Source organism: Bailinhaonella thermotolerans (assembly GCF_003594875.1).
GTDB lineage: Bacteria > Actinomycetota > Actinomycetes > Streptosporangiales > Streptosporangiaceae > Bailinhaonella > Bailinhaonella thermotolerans.
The window spans coordinates 164,002-180,522 of the sequence record NZ_QZEY01000012.1; the positions used below are offsets into that span (position 1 = coordinate 164,002).

Genomic DNA, 16,521 nt, shown 5'->3' on the forward strand with positions numbered 1-16,521 from the left:
CCCGCGACAGTCCGTGACCTGCCCAGCCATCGGCGCGGAGTGGGACGGGCACGCGAAACCCGCCCGGGCGGGCCGGGCGGGTTCGGGGGTGGACGGTGGGTCAGGAGCGGACGGCGGCCAGGACCCGGGCCACCGCCTCGGCGTGCGGGATCTCCTCGCGGGCGCCCGTGGCGCGGTCGCGGAGTTCGAGCACGCCCTGGGCGAGGCCGCGGCCGATGACCAGCGCGGTGGGGATGCCCAGGAGCTCGGCGTCGGTGAACTTGACGCCCGGGGAGACGCCGGCGCGGTCGTCCACCAGGACCCGCAGGCCCGCGGCCTCGAGCTCCCCGGCGATCTCCAGGGCGACCTCGATCTGGTTGTCCTTGCCGGTGCCGATGACGTGGACGTCGGCGGGGGCGATCTCGCGGGGCCAGATGAGGCCCTTGTCGTCGTGGGACTGCTCGATCACGGCGGCGACGGCGCGGGAGACGCCGACGCCGTACGACCCCATGGTGATGCGGACGGGGCGGCCGTCGGGGCCGAGGGCGTCGAGGCCGAAGGCGTCGGCGTACTTGCGGCCGAGCTGGAAGATGTGGCCGATCTCGATGCCGCGGGCGATGGTCAGCTCCGAACCGCAGCGGGCGCAGCGGTCGCCGGAGCGGACCTCGACCGCGCCGATCTCGCCGTCGGGCTCGAAGTCGCGGCCGCGCACGACGTTGGCGGCGTGCCTGTCCTGCTCGTTCGCGCCGGTGACCCAGGCGGAGCCGGGGCGGACCAGCGGGTCCACGAGGTAGCGGACGCCCAGCCCGGCGAGGATCTGCGGGCCGATGTAGCCCTTGACGAGGGCGGGCTGCCTGGCGAGGTCCTCGGGCTCGGCCTGGGCGACCTCGACGGGCTCGAACTGGCCGGCCAGGCGGTCGAGGTCCACCTCGCGGTCGCCGGGGACGCCGACGACGAGGAGTTCCCAGTCCTCGCCGGGCCTGCGCGTCTTGAGGACGACGTTCTTGAGCGTGCCGGAGGCGTCGATGTCCATGCCGCGCGAGCGGAGCAGCTCGACGAGCGTCTCGATCGTGGGGGTGTCCGGGGTGTCCAGGACCTCGGCCGGGGGCGCCTCGCCCGCGGCGGCCTCGGGGGCGGCCAGCACGACGGCCTCGGTGTTGGCGGCGTAGTCGCAGCCGGCGCACTGGACGAAGGTGTCCTCGCCGGTGGGCGTGGGGGCCAGGAACTCCTCCGAGGCCGAGCCGCCCATCGCGCCCGAGGTGGCGAAGACCATCTTGTAGTCGAGCCCGAGCCGGTCGAAGATCTTGATGTACGCCTCGCGGTGCAGCTCGTAGGAGCGCTTGAGGCCCTCGTCGTCCAGGTCGAAGGAGTAGGAGTCCTTCATGACGAACTCGCGCCCGCGCAGGATGCCCGCCCGGGGCCGCGCCTCGTCGCGGTACTTCGTCTGGATCTGGTAGAGGATGACCGGGTAGTCCTTGTACGAGGAGTACTCGCCCTTCACCATCAGGGTGAACATCTCCTCGTGCGTGGGCCCGAGGAGGTAGTCGCCGCCCTTGCGGTCCTTGAGCCGGAAGAGCGTGTCGCCGTACTCGGTCCAGCGGCCGGTGACCTCGTAGTGCTCGCGCGGCAGCAGCGCGGGGAACAGCACCTCCTGGCCCCCGGCGCGGTTCATCTCCTCGCGGACGACGCGGGCGACGTTCTCCAGGACGATCTTGCCCAGCGGGAGCCAGGAGTAGATCCCGGGCGCGACGCGCCGGACGTAGCCGCCGCGGACGAGCAGCTTGTGGCTCGGCACCTCGGCGTCCGCCGGATCCTCGCGCAGCGTGCGAAGGAACAGGGACGACATCCGCAACAGCACGGCCACTCCTCGGTTCGCCGGTGATTTCGCTTGCCCGGGGCCTCTCGCTCGCCCGGTGGTCCCCCGCCGGCCGCCCTGGCGGGTCGATGGACGGCGGTGAGAGGGTCACAGATTATCGAGTCCTGGAGGCACCCATGGACCCCCTCACACTCGTCGCGGGCGCGGTGATCCTCGCGGCCGGGTTCGCCGCCGGCCGCCTGACCCGGCTGCGCCCCCGCCGCGCGCCCAAACCCCGCTGCGGCTGCGGCCACGACATCGCCTTCCACGACGGGAAGGACGGCTCCTGCCACGCCCGGGTGAAGCGGGCGGTGGAGTTCGACCAGTACGGCACGGCCAAGCGCTGGGAGGACACGCGGTGCGCCTGCCGCGGCTACCACGGCCCGGAGCCGCTGCCCCGGTACTACGCCCCCGAGATCGCGGACGGATCCTGAGGCTGTCAACCAAGCGATCGCTTGGTTACCATGCCTGCGTGACCCCCGAACAGCGCGAGCTGCGCGACGCCGTCCGCCACTTCCTCACCCAGGCCTGCCCGCCGCCGCGCGAGCCCGCAGGGCCCGCCCTGTGGCGCCGCTTCGCCGCCGAGCTGGGCACGGCCGGGCTGGCCGTCCCCGAGGAGTACGGCGGGGCCGGGTGCGGCCTGGCCGAGGTGGCGATCGTCTGCGAGGAGCTGGGCCGCTCGCTCACGCCGTTCCCCTACCTGCAGACGGCCGCGCTCGCCGTTCCCGCGCTCGCCGGCGCCGGGGACGCGGACGCGATGTCCCGGCTGCTGCCGCCGATCGCCGCGGGCGAGCTGACCGCGACCGTGGTGTGGGCGGGCGACCAGCCCGGCGCGGGAGGCGGCGAGCTGTCGTTCGACGGGTCGGCGCTGCGCGGCACGGTGGAGGTCGCGCTCGACGGCGACGTGGTGCTGGCCTGCGTGGACGGCGTGCTGGTCGAGGCGGAACCCCGGCGCGAGCCGTACCGGGCGCTCGACCCGACCCGGCCGCTGGCGCGGCTGCGGTTCGAGGACGCGCCCGCGCGGGTCCTCGGGCCGGCGGACGGGGCGCGGCTGCGGGACCTCGGGGTCGCCGCGCTGGCCGCCGAGCAGGCCGGGGGCGCGCGGCGGTGCCTGGAGACGGCCGTGGCGTACGCCCGGGAGCGCGTCCAGTTCGGACGGCCGATCGGCTCGTTCCAGGCGATCAAGCACAAGCTCGCCGACGTGCTCCTTGTGGCCGAGTCGGCCCGGTCCGCGGCGTACGAGGCCGCGCGCGCCGCCGACGAGGAGGACGACGGCGCGCTGCGGATCGCCGCGGCGGTCGCCGGGGCGTACTGCGGCGAGGCGTTCCTCCGGGCCGCGGGCGAGAACATCCAGGTCCACGGGGGCATCGGCGTCACCTGGGAGCACGACGCCCACCTGTACCTCAAGCGCGCGGCCGCCGACGCCGAGCTGTTCGGCCCGCCGCGCGCCCACCGCGCCCGCCTGGCCCCGTCCGTCTTCCCCTCCATGCGCTGACGGCGCCCGGCGCCCCGGCGACGCCCGAGGTCCCGGCGACGCCCGGCGCCCCCGCGGCGCCCGGCACTCCGGCGGCGCCCGGTACCCGGCGGGCCTCTCGATTCAGCCGTTGCCGAGGAGGCGCTCCCAGGGCTGGGGGCTCGGGGTGCGGCGCGTGGTGTCGAGCGCGTCGCGAAGCCGCCAGAGGCTGGGCCGGCTGAGGCGGGCGCGCCCGAGCGGATCGACCGCGCGCAGGACGAACAGCACCCCCATGACGTCCAGCGTCGCCTGGGTGGCCGAGGGCGGCCCGGCCGCCGTGACGGGCGCCTCGGGCAGGATGCGCGCGGCGATCAGGTCCGCCAGTTCCCTGGCGTAGGGCCCGTCCCGCCACTCGATGTGCCAGCTCTGGTCCCCGCCCCGCCACCAGGACAGGTCCCGGCAGGACTCGAACGTCTCCGCGTCCCGGGTCAGGGCGGCCATCACCCTGCCCAGTGCCTCATAGCGCCGCGCCGCCGGCTCCCCCGCGCGCTCCAGCCGCAATCGCCTCATGCCTGTGAGCGTGCCATCCGCCGCGCCGTCCGTCCCGGCTTTCGGCCCCGCGTCGCCGTGTAATCCCACGAAACCCAACTGTGGACCCGCTTTCCTCCCGCCACAAGGCCCCCGCCCCGCCGTACGGCATGGCCACGGTGCCCTTCCGGCATGGAGACGGTTCGCGTACGGCATGGGCCGGGTCGCGCCCGCCGGCCGCCGGCGTCGGCTTGTTGGCGTGGCGACGCCCTGATAATCTCGCCAAGCGAGCGCTTGGTTAAGTTGGAGATGGAGACAGCGGAGGCGCGATGTCGTCCCTACGGATCAGCCTGGGATACGAGCTGGAGGTACGCGGCCGCACACGCGAGGTGGAGCGGCGGGCGTTCGAAAACGTGATGGACCAGGTGGTCCTGGGCGACGAGCTGGGGTTCGACACGGCCTGGTTCGTCGAGCACCACTTCACCCGGGGCTTCTCCCACTCCTCGGCCCCCGATCTGGTGCTGGCGGCGATCTCGCAGCGCACCAGCCGGATCCACCTGGGCCTGGGCGTGGTGCTGCTGCCGTTCCAGTCCCCGATCCGCACCGCGGAGCGGGTGGCGACGCTGGACGTGATCAGCGGCGGGCGGGTGGAGTTCGGGACCGGGCGGGGCGCGTCCCCGCTGGAGTACCAGGCGTTCCAGCGGCCCTTCGAGAAGTCCCGGCAGCTCTGGGAGGACTCGCTGGAGGCCGTGCTGGCGATCTGGAACGCCGACGGCGAGCCGATCACCCGGGAGAACGAGTTCTTCACGATCCCCGACGTGGCCGTCTATCCCCGGCCGGCGCAGGAGCCGCACCCGCCGGTCTGGGTGGCGTCCACGTCCCTGGAGGGGTACCTCGCGGCGGCGGCCAAGGGTTACAACCTGCTCGGCATGACCATGCTCAAGGGCATCGACGACGTGGCCGAGGACATCGCCAAGTACAAGCGGGCGCTGGCCGACCACGGCTTCGACCCGGCCACGCGGCGGATCGCGCTGATGATCCCCTGGTACGTCGCGCCGACGAAGGAGGAGGCGTTCGCGACCGCCGCCGACCCGGTGCTCTGGTACATCCGCCGGCAGGTCAACCTGGTCACGCCGCCCGACTACTACGACGCCCGGCACGCCACGCACCGCGTGCTCGGCCAGCTCGCCGCCGGGCTGCCGCCCGAGGAGGCGATGCAGACGCTGCGCGAGCACCACATGGTGGTCGTGGACGACGTGGAGGGCTCGCGCAAGGCCGCCCAGCGGATCCAGGAGGCCGGGGCCACCGACCTCATCCTCCAGGCCCAGGTCGGCGGGCTCGCCCACGGGCACGTCTGCGACTCGATGCGGCTGTTCATGTCGGAGGTCATGCGATGAGCGCCCCGGCACGCTGGCTGACCAGGGAGGACCTGAGCGGCAAGGCCGCGTCGGGGCTGCTGCTGGCCTCCCCCGACGCCGACACCGTCTACCCGATGACGTCCCGGGAGCGGACGGCGGCGACCGTGGGGACGGGCGCGGCGCTGACCGAGATGGGCGTGCGGTCCGGCGACCGGGTCGTCGTGGCGCTGGCCGGTGACGGCGACCTCGCGGGGCCGCTGTGGGCGGGCGCGGCGGCCGAGGTGGCCGCGGCCGGCGCCTCGGTCGGGCCGCGCGGGCGGCTGCGGCTGCACCACGCGCTGGAGGCCATGCGTGCGAACACCCTGGTGATCACGCCCACCGGGGCCATGGACTTCCTGGCCCGGCTGCACCTGGAGTTCCTGCTCGACCCGCTCGACCTGGGGCTGCGCACCATCATCGTGACCGGGGAGATCGCCTCCCGGCGCACGCTGGCGCACCTGGCCTCGGAGTTCGAGGCGCGGGTCGTCGAGGCGTACTCCTGCCCGTTCACCGGCGTCCCGCTGGCCTGGCGGGACGCCGAGGACGCCCCGCTCACCCCGTTCGCGGCGGACCGGCTCGGGCTGGCCGCGCTCGGCAAGGACTCGGCGCAGGCCCCGCCGTACCCCGCGGGCCTGGCGGAGCTGGTGCTGACGCCGGGGCACGAGGGCCTGGGCGACGCGGTGGTCCGGACCGGCCAGGTCGTACGGCTGGACGCCGGCGCGGACGCGATCCCGGCCCCCGCGCACACGGTCGGCGGGCACGTCCTGATCCGCGGGCGGTGGCTGCCGCTGGCCCGGGTGGAGCGGGCGATGGCCCGGATCGACGGGGTGTCCACGTGGGATCTGTCGATCTCCCGCGAGGGCACGCTGGACGCGGCGACGCTCCGCGTGTCCTTCAACCGGGCGAGCCTGACCGGGAACCCGATGTGGCGGTCGCGCATCCAGCAGTCGATCGCCGGGATCACGCCGATCTCCATCGCCGTGGACGTGGCCGAGGAGGTCGTCGAGCAGTCCGGGCCGGGCACGGTCACCGACCTGCGCGGCCATCACCTGGGCACGGACCGCTCCGCGCTCTGACCCGTCCCGCCGCGCCGCCCTCTCGCCCCGCGCGAGCCGTACGGCGGGGCGGCGGCGCGGGCGGCGGCGGGCGGCGGCGGGCGCGGGCGGCGACGGGAAGGGGCGCGAAATGGAACCGGTACCCGGATGGGGCACGATCCCCCGCATGCTCCGCGAGCTGGTCGCGGGGCATCCCGGCGCCCTCGTGGTGGCCGGGCGCGACGGGGTGCGGCTGACGCTGGCGGAGCTGTTCCTGCGGGCCGGAGAGGTGGCGCGGGGCCTGCTGGCGCTCGGGGTGGAGCGCGGCGACCGGGTGGCGCTGTGGGGGCTGAACACGCCCGGCTGGGTCGTGAGCGCCTTCGCGGTGTGGGACGCGGGCGCCGTGGTGGTGCCGCTGTCCACGCGGTACAAGGGCCTGGAGGCCGCGGAGACGCTGCGCCGGACCGGCGCGACGGTGCTGATCACCGGGGAGAGGATGCCGGGCGCCCCGCCGTACGCCGACCTGCTGGACGCCGGGCTGCGGAGGCTGGCGCGGACCCCGGACGAGCTGGCGGAGCTGGGGGCGGTGGTCGGCGAGCGGGCGCTGGAGGAGCGGGCGGCCGAGGTGAAGGCGTCCGACCTGTGCGAGATCATGTCCACCTCGGGGACGACGGGCACGCCCAAGGGGGTCATGCTCGACCACGCGCAGGTGCTGCGGGGGTACTGGGACTGGTCGGAGATCGTCACGCTGCGCGAGGGCGACCGGTATCCGGTGATCGCGCCGTTCGCGCACGGGTTCGGGCTCAACGCCGGGCTGCTGGCCTGCGTGATGCGGCGGGCGACGATGATGCCCGTGCCGGTGTTCTCCCCCGACGCGCTGATGGAGCTGATCGCCGGGGACGGGATCACGATCCTCGCCGGGGCGCCCCCGATGTTCCAACGGCTGCTGGACGAGCTGGACAGGGAGCCGGGCCGGGAGGTGGCGCTGCGGGTGGCGATCTGCGGGGCCGCCGCCGTGCCCCCCGAGCTGGTGCGGCGGCTGCTGGACCGGGTCGGGCTGGAGCGCATGATCAACGCGTACGGGCTGATGGAGGGCACCGTCGTGTCGATGACGCGGGCCGGGGACCCGGTGGAGGTGATCGCCTCGACCACCGGGCGGCCGGTGCCGGGCATCGAGGTGCGCGTGGTGGACGACGAGGGCCGGGACGTGCCGGTCGGCGAGCGCGGCGAGGTGCTGGAGCGCGGGTACGGCGTGATGCGCGGCTACTGGGGCGAGCCGGAGAAGACCGCCGAGGTCGTGGACGCGGACGGGTGGCTGCACACGGGCGACGTGGGCGTGCTGGACGCGGCCGGGAACCTGGCGATCGTGGACCGCAAGAAGGACCTGTTCATCGTGAACGGGTTCAACGTCTCCCCCGCCGAGGTGGAGTCCCTGCTGCTCCGCGAGGGCTCGCTGGCCGCCGCCGCCGTCATCGGCATGCCGGACGCGCGGCGGGGCGAGTCCGGCTGGGCCTACGTGGTCCCGCGGCCGGGCGCCGAGGTCACGCCGGAGTCGGTCATCGCCTGGGCGAAGGCCAACATGTCCGGATACAAGGTGCCCGCGCGCGTGTACGTCGTGGACGCGCTCCCCGTGAACCCCAACGGCAAGGTGGACAAGAGGGAACTGCGCGCCCGCGCCGCCTCCGCCGGGTAGGTTGCGCATAACGGGACTTTGCGCGGGAGCCCTCCATGCTGCGGATGCTCGCCGGGGAGGCCGCGCGGCGCTTCGGCGGGCGCGCGGCGGTGGACACGGGCGAGTCCCGGCTGACCTTCGCCGAACTGGACCGGTTCTCCGACCGCGTGGCCGCCGGGTACGCCCACCGGGGCGTGCGGGCCGGGGACGTCGTTGCGGTCGCGCTGCCCGACGGGCCCGAATACCTCCTGTGCTGCCTGGCCGCCGCCAAGGTCGGCGCGATCGCCGCCGGGCTCGACACCCGCCTGCCCGCGGGCGCGCTGGCGGCCCGCGTGGACCGGCTCGACCCGGCGCTCACCGTCACCGCCCCCGGCGTGCTGCCGCACCGGCCCGGGCGCGACGTGGTCACGCCGGCCGGGCGGGGCGGGCGGCGGGAGCCGTACGACGTGACCGCGATCGCCGAGCTGGCCAGGCCCGAGCGCCCGCCGCCGCCGATGCCGCCGGACGCCGCCCGCGCGACCGTGATCGTCTACACGTCGGGGCGGACCGGGCCGGCCAGGGGGGTCGTCTTCGGGGACCGGCAACTGGAGGCCATCCGGGCCGCGGGCGCGGGATCGCGGTGGGGCGGCGGGGACGCGCGGCTCGTGTCCACGCCGCTCGCGCACGTCAGCGTGCTCACGCGGCTGCCGGTGCTCCTCCAGACCGGGCGCACCTCGCACGTGCTCCCCGCCTGGGAGCCCGAGGCCGCCGCCGAGGTCCTGGCGCGCCACTCCATCGGGGTGCTGCACGGCTCGCCCGCGCAGCTCGAACGGCTCCTCCCCCACGCCGGCCGGCTCCCCGGCGTGCGGCTGGTGCTCACGAGCGGGGCCCCGGCCCCCGCCGAGCTGGTGCGGGAGCTGCGGGGGGCGTTCGGGGCGCCGGTGTGCAACCGGTACCTCTGCACGGAGGCCGGGCTCGGGCTCGGGACCCGCCCCGGCGACCCGCCCGAGGACGCCGAGACCACCGTCGGGAGACCCCGGCAGGGCGTGGACCTGGCCGTCCGCGACGCCGACGGGCACACCGCCCGGCGGGGGGAACCGGGCGAGGTGCTGCTGCGGTCCGCCGCCGTGATGAGCGGATACTGGGACGATCCGCGCGCCGCCGCCCGCGCGTTCGCCCGCGACGGGTTCGTCCGCACCGGCGACATCGGCTTCGTGGACGACAGTGATCGACTTCACCTGTTGCCGGACGGTGATAGGGGGCAGAATCACTGACGTGGCGAACCAACCCCTGCGCGTCGCGGTCGTCGGTTCCGGCCCTGCGGGCATCTACACCGCCGAGGCCCTGATCAAGCAGTCGCAGGACCCGGTCGAGGTGGACGTGCTCGACCGGCTGCCCACCCCCTACGGCCTCGTCAGGTACGGCGTCGCCCCCGACCACACCTCGATCAAGTCGATCGCCAACTACCTGCGCCGCGTCCTGGAGGACCCGGCCGTGCGGTTCGTCGGCGGGATCGAGCTGGGCGCCGACGTCACGGCGGAGGAGCTGGCCGAGCGCTACGACGCGGTCGTGTACGCCACGGGCGCCATGGTGGACCGGCACCTGGGCATCCCCGGCGAGGACCTGCCCGGGAGCGTCGCGGCCACCGACTTCGTGAACTGGTACTGCGGCCACCCCGACATGCCCGCCGACCGGTTCCGGCTGGACCAGGAGGCCGTCGCGGTCATCGGGGTCGGCAACGTCGCGGTGGACGTGGTGCGGATCCTCGCCAAGACCGCGGACGAGCTGCGGGAGACCGACGTGCCCGAGCCGGTGCTCGAACGCCTGGCCGCCAGCCGCGTCCGGCACATCCACATGATCGGCCGCCGGGGCCCGGCGCAGGCCAAGTTCACCACCAAGGAGCTTCGCGAGCTGGGCGAGCTGCCCAGCGCCGACGTCGTCGTACGGCCCGACGAGATCGACCTCGACGCCGCCGCGCGGGCGCTCGCCGAGGCGAACCGGCAGATCCGGGGCAACGTGCAGGCGATCCACGGCTGGGCCTCGCGCCCCCCGGAGGGCCGGTTGCGCCGCCTGGACGTGCGGTTCTGGCTGCGGCCCGTGGAGATCCTGGGCGAGGGCAGGGTCGAGGCGCTGCGGCTGGAGCGCACGCGCCTGGACGAGACGGGCCGCGTGGTCGGCACCGGCGAGTTCGAGACGCTGGAGGTCGGCATGGTGCTGCGCTCGGTGGGATACCGCAGCGTGCCGCTGCCCGGCGTGCCCTTCGACGAGCGCACCAGCACCGTGCCCAACTCCGAGGGGCGCGTCCTGGGCGCGGACGGCGAGCCGGTCCCCGGCCAGTACGTCGCGGGCTGGCTCAAGCGCGGGCCCACGGGCGTCATCGGCACCAACAAGTCCGACGCCGCCGAGACCGTGCGCTCCCTCCTCGCCGACGTCACCCCGCGCGGCGACCGCCCCACCCTCGACGACCTGTGCGCCGAGCGCGGCCTCACCCCCGTCACCTACGCCGACTGGCTCGCGATCGAGAAGGCCGAGGCCGCCCTCGCCCAGTCCCTCGGCCGCGGCGAGCGGGTCAAGCTCGCCGGCCCCGAGGCCCTGCGCGCCGCCATCTCCCCCCAGCGGTGACCCGCCCGGCGCCCGCCGGAGCGGCGGGGCCCGGCGCCGGCGAACGATCCCGCGCCTCGTCGCGTTCACCGGGTTTCGAGCCCGCCGGGTGATCGAACCGCGTGATCGGCGCGGGGCTGGGGGCCGCGCCGTACGGCCGGGCGCGGGGATGGTCGTTTAGGAACGCCTGTCCGGGCATACCGCGATCGGAGACGGTCGGAGTTCGAGACGGCGGACGGCGGTCTGTTGGGCGCGGAGTTCGTGAGCGCAGGGGTCGGTGGGCGGAGGCGGGACCGCCGTGCGCCGGAGGGCACGCGGGAGCCGGGCCCGAGGCGCGGGCGGGAGCCGTACCCGAGGCGCGGGCGGGAGCCGGGCCCGGGACGCCGGTGGGCGCCGTACCCCGGGCGCGGGCGGGAGCCGTGCCGGCGCGGGGGCGGACCGCCCGCGGAGGGCGGGCGGCGGGGGCGTGCGACGAGCGGCGCGCCGGACGCGAGCGGCGGGTGTGAACACCCGCTGAGAAATCGGGGCGTGTGCACAGGGGGCGTGCATTTGCAGATTTCCCGGCGCACCCCGGTAACCGGGTGTAACACTGCATGCGTCACCAGTGAGGAGGGCCGAAGTTGATGGCACGCAGACCGACCGAGTCCAACCAACCCCTCCGGGCTCTCATCGACGAAGCGGGCTTCTCTCACAAGGGCCTGGCGCGGCGAGTGAACGACCTGGCGGAGGCGCGCGGCCTCACCGGTCTTCGCTACGACCACAGCTCGGTCATCCGCTGGCTGTCCGGTCAACAGCCCCGCGACCCCGTGCCGAGCCTGCTCGGCGAGATCTTCGGGATGCGGCTGGGGCGCGCGATCGGCGCCGGCGATCTTGGGATGCGGGCGAGCAGCGTGCCGACGGACCTCGGCCAGGAGTTCGCCCACGGCTGGCAGGAGGGCATCACGATCGTGACAGCACTGTGGAAGGCGGACGTGGAGCGGCGAAGATTCCTTCTCGACTCCACCTTCGCGATCGGCGCCGGGGCCACCTCCACGGTGCGCTGGCTGACCCTCCCGGCGGAGGGCAGGCCCGCGGCGCGGGGCAGGCACCGGGTCGACGCGGCCGACGTCGCGGAGATCCGCGAGGTCACCCGGACGTTCGGCCGTCTCGACAACAGGTTCGGCGGAGGGCGCGTGCGCCCCGCCCTCACCCGCTACCTCGACACCGAGGTGGCGCCACTGCTCAAGGACGGCTCCTACGGCGAGGAGACCGGCAGGCAACTGCTGTCCGCCGTCGCCGAGCTGACCAAGCTCGGCGGCTGGATGGCCTACGACCTGGAACAGCACGGGCTCGCCCAGCGCTACCTCATCCAGGCGCTCCGGCTCACCCGGGCCGCGGGGGACCACGCGCTGGGCGGCGAGGTGCTGGCCGGGATGAGCCACCAGGCGCTCTACGTCGGCCAGCCGCGTCACGCGCTGGACCTCGCCCGCGCGGCGCAGCTCTCGGCGATGCGCTCGGGCGTCGCGACGCTGCTGGCCGAATCCCACGTGATGGAGGCGCAGGCGCACGCGGCGCTCTCCGACGGCAAGGCCGCCGCCACCTCCCTCCGGGCCGCCGAGGCCGCCTTCGAACGGGCCGACCCCGAGTCCGAGCCGGAGTGGATCCGCTACTTCGACCGGGCCTACCTGTCGGCCAAGTTCGCCCACTGCTTCCGCGAACTGGGCGACTCCCCCAACACCGTGCGGAGCGCGCTCGGATCCCTCGACATGGACTCCGGCTACGTCCGCGGGCGCATGTTCAACCTGGCGCTGCTCGCCTCCGGATACGCCCAGCAGGGCGAGCTGGAGGAGGCGTGCCGGGTCGGCGCGAAGGCGCTGGACCTGGCGGCGAGCCTCCAGTCGGCGCGCAGCCGCGCCTACATCGCGGACCTGCGGCGGCGGCTGACGCCGTACGCCGACGAGCCGATGGTGGCGGCGCTCACCGAGCGCAGCCGGGAACTGGCCAAGGCCGTGTAGCGCCCGCGCGGGACAAGCCCCCTGAGAGAGAAGCCCCGAGAGAAGCCCCGAGAGAAGCCCTGAGAGAACCCCTCCCGGAGAACGCCTCCGAGCACCGCGACCGTGCGACCCCCTGGGAACACGGCGAAGCGGGGCCCGGCGTGATGCCGGGCCCCGCTCCTTTCCCTTAGTGACGCGATGCGCTAGCCCATCAACCCTTGTGCGCCGGGCCCGAGCCCACCGGAGCCTTCTTGGCGCCCGGGTAGACCGGGGACCAGAGGTTGGCCGCGGCCTTGTACACCGAGTAGGTCTCACCGTCGAAGTACGGCGAGGACACGCGGTCGTAACGGCCGTTGCCGTCGGTGTCCCACACGAGGCTGTTCACGCCGCCGACGTAGCCCACGCGGGTGCTGTTGCGGTAGCCGTACAGCCAGGGGCCGCCGCTCGCGCCCGGGGTGAAGGCGCACTTGAAGCCCAGGTGCTCCTGCACGTTGAACTCGGGGGCGGCCGGCATCGTGGAGGACGTGCCGTAGCACCACTTCATGGTGTTGCCGGAGTAGGGCTTGTCACCGTCGAGGTGGGCGCCCGCCGGGTAGCCGAAGGTGAAGTAGGTCGACTTGGGGTTGCGGTTCCAGGTGAAGCCCTGGCCGCCCACGTTGTCGCCCAGACGGCCGACGTCGACCGGACGGAAGTCCTTGGTCGGGCCGGTGTTCGGCTTGATGCCGTTGTACACGTTGATGAACGCGTAGTCGCGGTCGTAGTCCTCGAACACGTCGAAGTCGCTGTGGAAGTTCAGCTTGTAGCCGACGTAGACGCCGTAGGGGGCCTTGCCCTGGTGGTACGACGGGATGAACACGAACTGCTTGGTGGCGGTGTTCGTGTCGGTGTCGTACGCGCAGTGGCCGGCGGTGGCGACCAGGTTGCGGTACTTCGACTGGATCGAGGTGGCGGAGCACCAGTACTGCTCGCCGCCGATCTCGAAGAACACCTTGCCGACCGTGCGGGGCAGGTTCACGTTCTTGGCGGAGCCGCTGGAGGAGGCACCGATCGGGGGCACGGAGCCCGCGGGGCCGTCGGCCTTGGCGGGACGGACGCTGCGGGCCAGCTTGCCCTTGACGCCCAGCTCCTCGGTGTAGCTCTTGGCGGCCTTGAGCTTGGCCGGGGTCCACGCCTTGACGATCGCCGTCGCCTCGGCGGCGCTCTTGGCCAGGGTCACGGTCTTGGTCCGCGGCTTGGCCTGCGCCTCGGCCGTGGTCGTCAGCGATGCGCCGACGACGCCGGACGCGATGACGGCGCCGGCGAGGGGAACGATGGCGCGCTTGGCTCGGGAGTTCATGTAGCTCCTTGTCCTGTCACGATGCTTGAGGGTGCTCGTGAGCGGTTAAGGTCCTTTTGGACGCTACAAGAAGATCGTCCGGTTTATGGCGATTCCTTGGGGTAGGAGTCCGAACGGCCACCGTCCCGAGATCTTGACGTTACTTGATCTTTAGTCCGTTTTGTCCTATTAGTACGGCTTTCGCGGGGCCTTCCAGGCACGAAAAAAGGGAGAGGCCCGGCGGGATGCCGGGCCTCGCACCGAGGGGTGAACCAGGTCGCACTACCTGTACTACTTGGTCCAGAGGTTGGCGGCGTAGTTGTAGACCGCCGCGGTCTGGCCGTCGAAGTACGGGCTGGAGATGTGGTCGTAACGCCCGTTGGCGTCCGTGTCCCACGCCAGGCTGTTGACGCCGACGATGTAACCGGCGCGCTTGCTCTGGTTGTAGTTCTTGATCCAGGGGCCGCCGCTCGCGCCAGGGGTGAAGGCGCACTTGATGCCGACGTGCTCCTGGGCGTTGAACTTGGCCGCCACCGGCATGGCCTTGCCGGAGCCGTAGCAGCTCTTCATGGTGTGGCCGGAGTACGGCTGGTCGCCGTCGAGGTGCTTGCCGGCCGGGTAGCCGAACGCCCAGACGGTGGACTTGGGGTCCTGGTTCCAGGCGAAGCCCTGGCCGCCGACCTGGTCGCCCAGGCGGACGCGGACCGGCTTGCCCTTCTCGTCCCGCTGGAGCTTGCCGTTGCGGTCCCAGACGAAGGAGCTGTGGACGTTGACGAACGCGAAGTCGCGGTCGTAGTCCTCGAACACCTCGAAGTCGGGGTGCAGGTTCAGCGTGTGGCCGACGTAGATGCCGAAGGCAGCCTTGCCGTCCTTGTAGGCCGGGACGAAGACCCAGCGGTCCGCGAGGCGGTTGGTCTCCGTGTCATAGACGCAGTGACCGGCCGTGGCGACCAGGTTGCGGTACTTCGACTGGATCGAGGAGGCCGAGCACCAGTAGCGCTGGCCGTTGACCCGGAAGAAGACCTTGCCCACGGTGTAGGGCAGGTTGACGTTGCGGGCGTAGCCACCCGAGGAGCCGCCGGGGGCGCCCGGGGCGACGGAGCCGGCGCCGCCGTCCTTGCTGACCTTGCCGGAGCCGGGCTTGAACTTGCCCTTCATGTACACGACGTCCGTGTAGCTCTTGGCGGCCTTGAGGTTGGCAGGAGTCCAGTACTGCGCCACGGACTGGGCGGCGGCCTCGGAGGAGACCATCGTGATGCGCTTGGGGGCGAACTTGGCGGCGTTCGCGGTGGTGCTGGTCAGCGTCGCGCCGGCCACGGCGGTGGCGGCCACTGCGCCACCGAGGACGATGGCGCGCCTTGCTCGGGAAGTCATTGAGCTCCTTGTCAGTGTCCTGGGAACGCCCCGTGCGCCCCATGAGTCACTAAAGAGACGGTAAAGAACCGTACTAGAGGAAGATCCCACTCATCCGGACATTTCGCCTTAAAGTGGATCACTTCACACCTCGGCGAGATGGATTCGTTATCGGCGTCACGACTCGGTCACGGGGCGATAACGCAGGTCAGCCGCTCCTGATCTCGTTGGCCGCCCGGTACACCGCATACGTGTCCGCGTTGAAGTAGGGCGAGGAGATCCGGTCGTAGCGGCCGTCCGCGTCGCCGTCCCAGGCGAGGCTGTTGACGCCGTTGAGGTAACCGACCTTGGTGGCCGGGTTGTACGAGATGAGCCAGGGACCCCCACTCGCCCCCTTGGTGAAGGAGCACGGGATGCCCAGGCCGAGGTCGAGCTTGTACGCCGGGGCCGGCCGCATCGATCCGCTCGCGCCCGAGCACGACTTGATCACCTTGCCGTCGTACGGGGCCGAGCCGTTCGGGTGCTGGCCGGCGGGGTAGCCGAAGGCGTGCACGGCGACCTTCGAGCCCCTGTTCCAGGCGATGCCCTGCCCGTCCACGTTGTCGCCGAGCCGTCCCGCGGAGCGCGTCTTGCCCCCGGACCAGCGGACGCCGTCGTGCACGGACACGAACGCGTAGTCGTAGTCGTAGTCGGCGCCGCCCCAGAACTCACCGTGCAGGCTGAGCGTGTGGCCGACGTATATGCCGTAGGGCGACTTGCCCTCGGAGTAGGCGGGAATGAAGACCCAGGACTTCACGGGCTCGCGCCTCACCGCGTCGAACGCGCAGTGCGCGGCGGTGGCGACCATGTTGCGGTGCTTGGCCTGCAACGCGATCGCGGAGCACCAGAACTCCCGGTTCCCGATCTCGAAGAACACCTTGCCCGCGCTGGCCGGCGCCGGGACCCGCTTGCCCGTCAGCGGCTCCGCCGTCATGCCGCGTTGCGGCTTGGGCGCGGACGCCGGTGGCACGGACGACTGGGCCGCCCCGGTCGCGGGGTTCTGGGAGGACTTCACGGCGGACGGCGCTGACGCCGTCCGGGCGGCGGGAACGGCTCCCGCCGCGTAGCTGGTGGCCCGCTTGAGCTTGGTGGGGTTCCAGCGCTGGATGATCTTCTGCGCGTCGGCGGGGGTCGGCGCCATCGGCAGGCTCTTGACCACCTCGGCCCGCCGTACGGCGGGCGCGTTCGAGGTCGTGCCGGAGGCGGCCGGCGCCGCGACCACGCCGACAGCGACGATCGCCCCGGCCAGGGGCAGCGTCCAGCGGCGTGCTCGGGGGTGCATCGTGCTACCTCAGGCTGTGAAGATCATCTTTCTCATGGAAGGAAAACGGGGTCCGGCAGGA

The 16,521-nt window shown here is 73.1% G+C and carries 13 protein-coding genes; 8 read left to right on the forward strand and 5 right to left on the reverse strand.

Annotation, left to right across the window (positions count from 1 at the left end; translation table 11 throughout):
* Positions 1 to 100: 100 nt before the first annotated feature.
* Complete coding sequence (locus D5H75_RS26755; protein ID WP_202638538.1) at positions 101 to 1,837, reverse strand: proline--tRNA ligase; 1,737 nt, start codon at positions 1,835 to 1,837, stop codon at positions 101 to 103.
* A gap of 134 nt (positions 1,838 to 1,971) precedes the next feature.
* Between D5H75_RS26755 and D5H75_RS26760 the strand changes: the two genes are divergently transcribed.
* Together D5H75_RS26760 and D5H75_RS26765 are read left to right on the forward strand one after the other, a co-directional pair.
* Positions 1,972 to 2,268: a hypothetical protein gene (locus tag D5H75_RS26760; RefSeq protein WP_119929310.1), complete on the forward strand. Its 297-nt coding sequence runs from the start codon at positions 1,972 to 1,974 to the stop codon at positions 2,266 to 2,268.
* A 38-nt stretch (positions 2,269 to 2,306) separates the two neighbouring features.
* On the forward strand, positions 2,307 to 3,329 hold the full coding sequence (locus D5H75_RS26765; RefSeq protein ID WP_119929311.1) for an acyl-CoA dehydrogenase family protein: 1,023 nt from the start codon (positions 2,307 to 2,309) through the stop codon (positions 3,327 to 3,329).
* 102 nt (positions 3,330 to 3,431) lie between these two features.
* Here D5H75_RS26765 and D5H75_RS26770 read toward each other — a convergent pair whose 3' ends face one another.
* The gene (locus tag D5H75_RS26770) at positions 3,432 to 3,857 is read right to left on the reverse strand and encodes a hypothetical protein (RefSeq protein ID WP_242454537.1); all 426 of its coding nucleotides are present in this window, start codon (positions 3,855 to 3,857) and stop codon (positions 3,432 to 3,434) included.
* 287 nt (positions 3,858 to 4,144) lie between these two features.
* Here D5H75_RS26770 and D5H75_RS26775 point away from each other — a divergent pair, with 287 nt between their 5' ends.
* From D5H75_RS26775 to D5H75_RS26800, 6 genes are all read left to right on the forward strand, one after another.
* Positions 4,145 to 5,212, forward strand: coding sequence for an LLM class flavin-dependent oxidoreductase (locus tag D5H75_RS26775; RefSeq protein ID WP_119929312.1), 1,068 nt, complete (start codon positions 4,145 to 4,147; stop codon positions 5,210 to 5,212).
* Positions 5,209 to 6,288: a hypothetical protein gene (locus D5H75_RS26780; RefSeq protein ID WP_119929313.1), complete on the forward strand. Its 1,080-nt coding sequence runs from the start codon at positions 5,209 to 5,211 to the stop codon at positions 6,286 to 6,288. Before D5H75_RS26775 ends, D5H75_RS26780 begins: the two co-directional genes overlap by 4 nt.
* A gap of 109 nt (positions 6,289 to 6,397) precedes the next feature.
* Positions 6,398 to 7,939, forward strand: coding sequence for an AMP-binding protein (locus D5H75_RS26785; RefSeq protein ID WP_119929314.1), 1,542 nt, complete (start codon positions 6,398 to 6,400; stop codon positions 7,937 to 7,939).
* A gap of 35 nt (positions 7,940 to 7,974) precedes the next feature.
* On the forward strand, positions 7,975 to 9,171 hold the full coding sequence (locus D5H75_RS26790; RefSeq protein ID WP_119929315.1) for a class I adenylate-forming enzyme family protein: 1,197 nt from the start codon (positions 7,975 to 7,977) through the stop codon (positions 9,169 to 9,171).
* Positions 9,164 to 10,519, forward strand: a complete 1,356-nt coding sequence (locus tag D5H75_RS26795) for an FAD-dependent oxidoreductase (RefSeq protein ID WP_242454544.1) — start codon at positions 9,164 to 9,166, stop codon at positions 10,517 to 10,519. Before D5H75_RS26790 ends, D5H75_RS26795 begins: the two co-directional genes overlap by 8 nt.
* A 602-nt stretch (positions 10,520 to 11,121) precedes the next feature.
* Positions 11,122 to 12,492 (forward strand): NsdA family TPR-like regulatory protein, encoded by a 1,371-nt coding sequence (locus D5H75_RS26800; RefSeq protein ID WP_119929316.1) that lies wholly within the window; start codon positions 11,122 to 11,124, stop codon positions 12,490 to 12,492.
* Positions 12,493 to 12,682: 190 nt separating this feature from the next.
* Here D5H75_RS26800 and D5H75_RS26805 read toward each other — a convergent pair whose 3' ends face one another.
* The 3 genes from D5H75_RS26805 to D5H75_RS26815 form a co-directional block, all read right to left on the reverse strand.
* On the reverse strand, positions 12,683 to 13,807 hold the full coding sequence (locus D5H75_RS26805; protein ID WP_119929317.1) for a trypsin-like serine peptidase: 1,125 nt from the start codon (positions 13,805 to 13,807) through the stop codon (positions 12,683 to 12,685).
* A 270-nt stretch (positions 13,808 to 14,077) separates the two neighbouring features.
* On the reverse strand, positions 14,078 to 15,160 hold the full coding sequence (locus tag D5H75_RS26810; RefSeq protein WP_119929318.1) for a trypsin-like serine peptidase: 1,083 nt from the start codon (positions 15,158 to 15,160) through the stop codon (positions 14,078 to 14,080).
* A gap of 187 nt (positions 15,161 to 15,347) precedes the next feature.
* Entirely contained in the window at positions 15,348 to 16,460 is a 1,113-nt protein-coding gene (locus tag D5H75_RS26815) for a trypsin-like serine peptidase (protein ID WP_119929319.1), read from the reverse strand.
* Between the last annotated feature and the right edge of the window lie 61 nt (positions 16,461 to 16,521).

Excerpts from the sequence above, each read along its gene's own strand:
- D5H75_RS26760 (WP_119929310.1), top strand. The coding sequence starts at position 1,972 with ATGGACCCCCTCACACTCGTCGCGGGCGCGGTGATCCTCGCGGCCGGG.
- D5H75_RS26770 (WP_242454537.1), bottom strand. The coding sequence starts at position 3,857 with ATGAGGCGATTGCGGCTGGAGCGCGCGGGGGAGCCGGCGGCGCGGCGC.
- D5H75_RS26775 (WP_119929312.1), top strand. The coding sequence starts at position 4,145 with ATGTCGTCCCTACGGATCAGCCTGGGATACGAGCTGGAGGTACGCGGC.
- D5H75_RS26780 (WP_119929313.1), top strand. The coding sequence starts at position 5,209 with ATGAGCGCCCCGGCACGCTGGCTGACCAGGGAGGACCTGAGCGGCAAG.
- D5H75_RS26785 (WP_119929314.1), top strand. The coding sequence starts at position 6,398 with ATGGAACCGGTACCCGGATGGGGCACGATCCCCCGCATGCTCCGCGAG.
- D5H75_RS26790 (WP_119929315.1), top strand. The coding sequence starts at position 7,975 with ATGCTGCGGATGCTCGCCGGGGAGGCCGCGCGGCGCTTCGGCGGGCGC.
- D5H75_RS26800 (WP_119929316.1), top strand. The coding sequence starts at position 11,122 with ATGGCACGCAGACCGACCGAGTCCAACCAACCCCTCCGGGCTCTCATC.
- D5H75_RS26805 (WP_119929317.1), bottom strand. The coding sequence starts at position 13,807 with ATGAACTCCCGAGCCAAGCGCGCCATCGTTCCCCTCGCCGGCGCCGTC.
- D5H75_RS26810 (WP_119929318.1), bottom strand. The coding sequence starts at position 15,160 with ATGACTTCCCGAGCAAGGCGCGCCATCGTCCTCGGTGGCGCAGTGGCC.
- D5H75_RS26815 (WP_119929319.1), bottom strand. The coding sequence starts at position 16,460 with ATGCACCCCCGAGCACGCCGCTGGACGCTGCCCCTGGCCGGGGCGATC.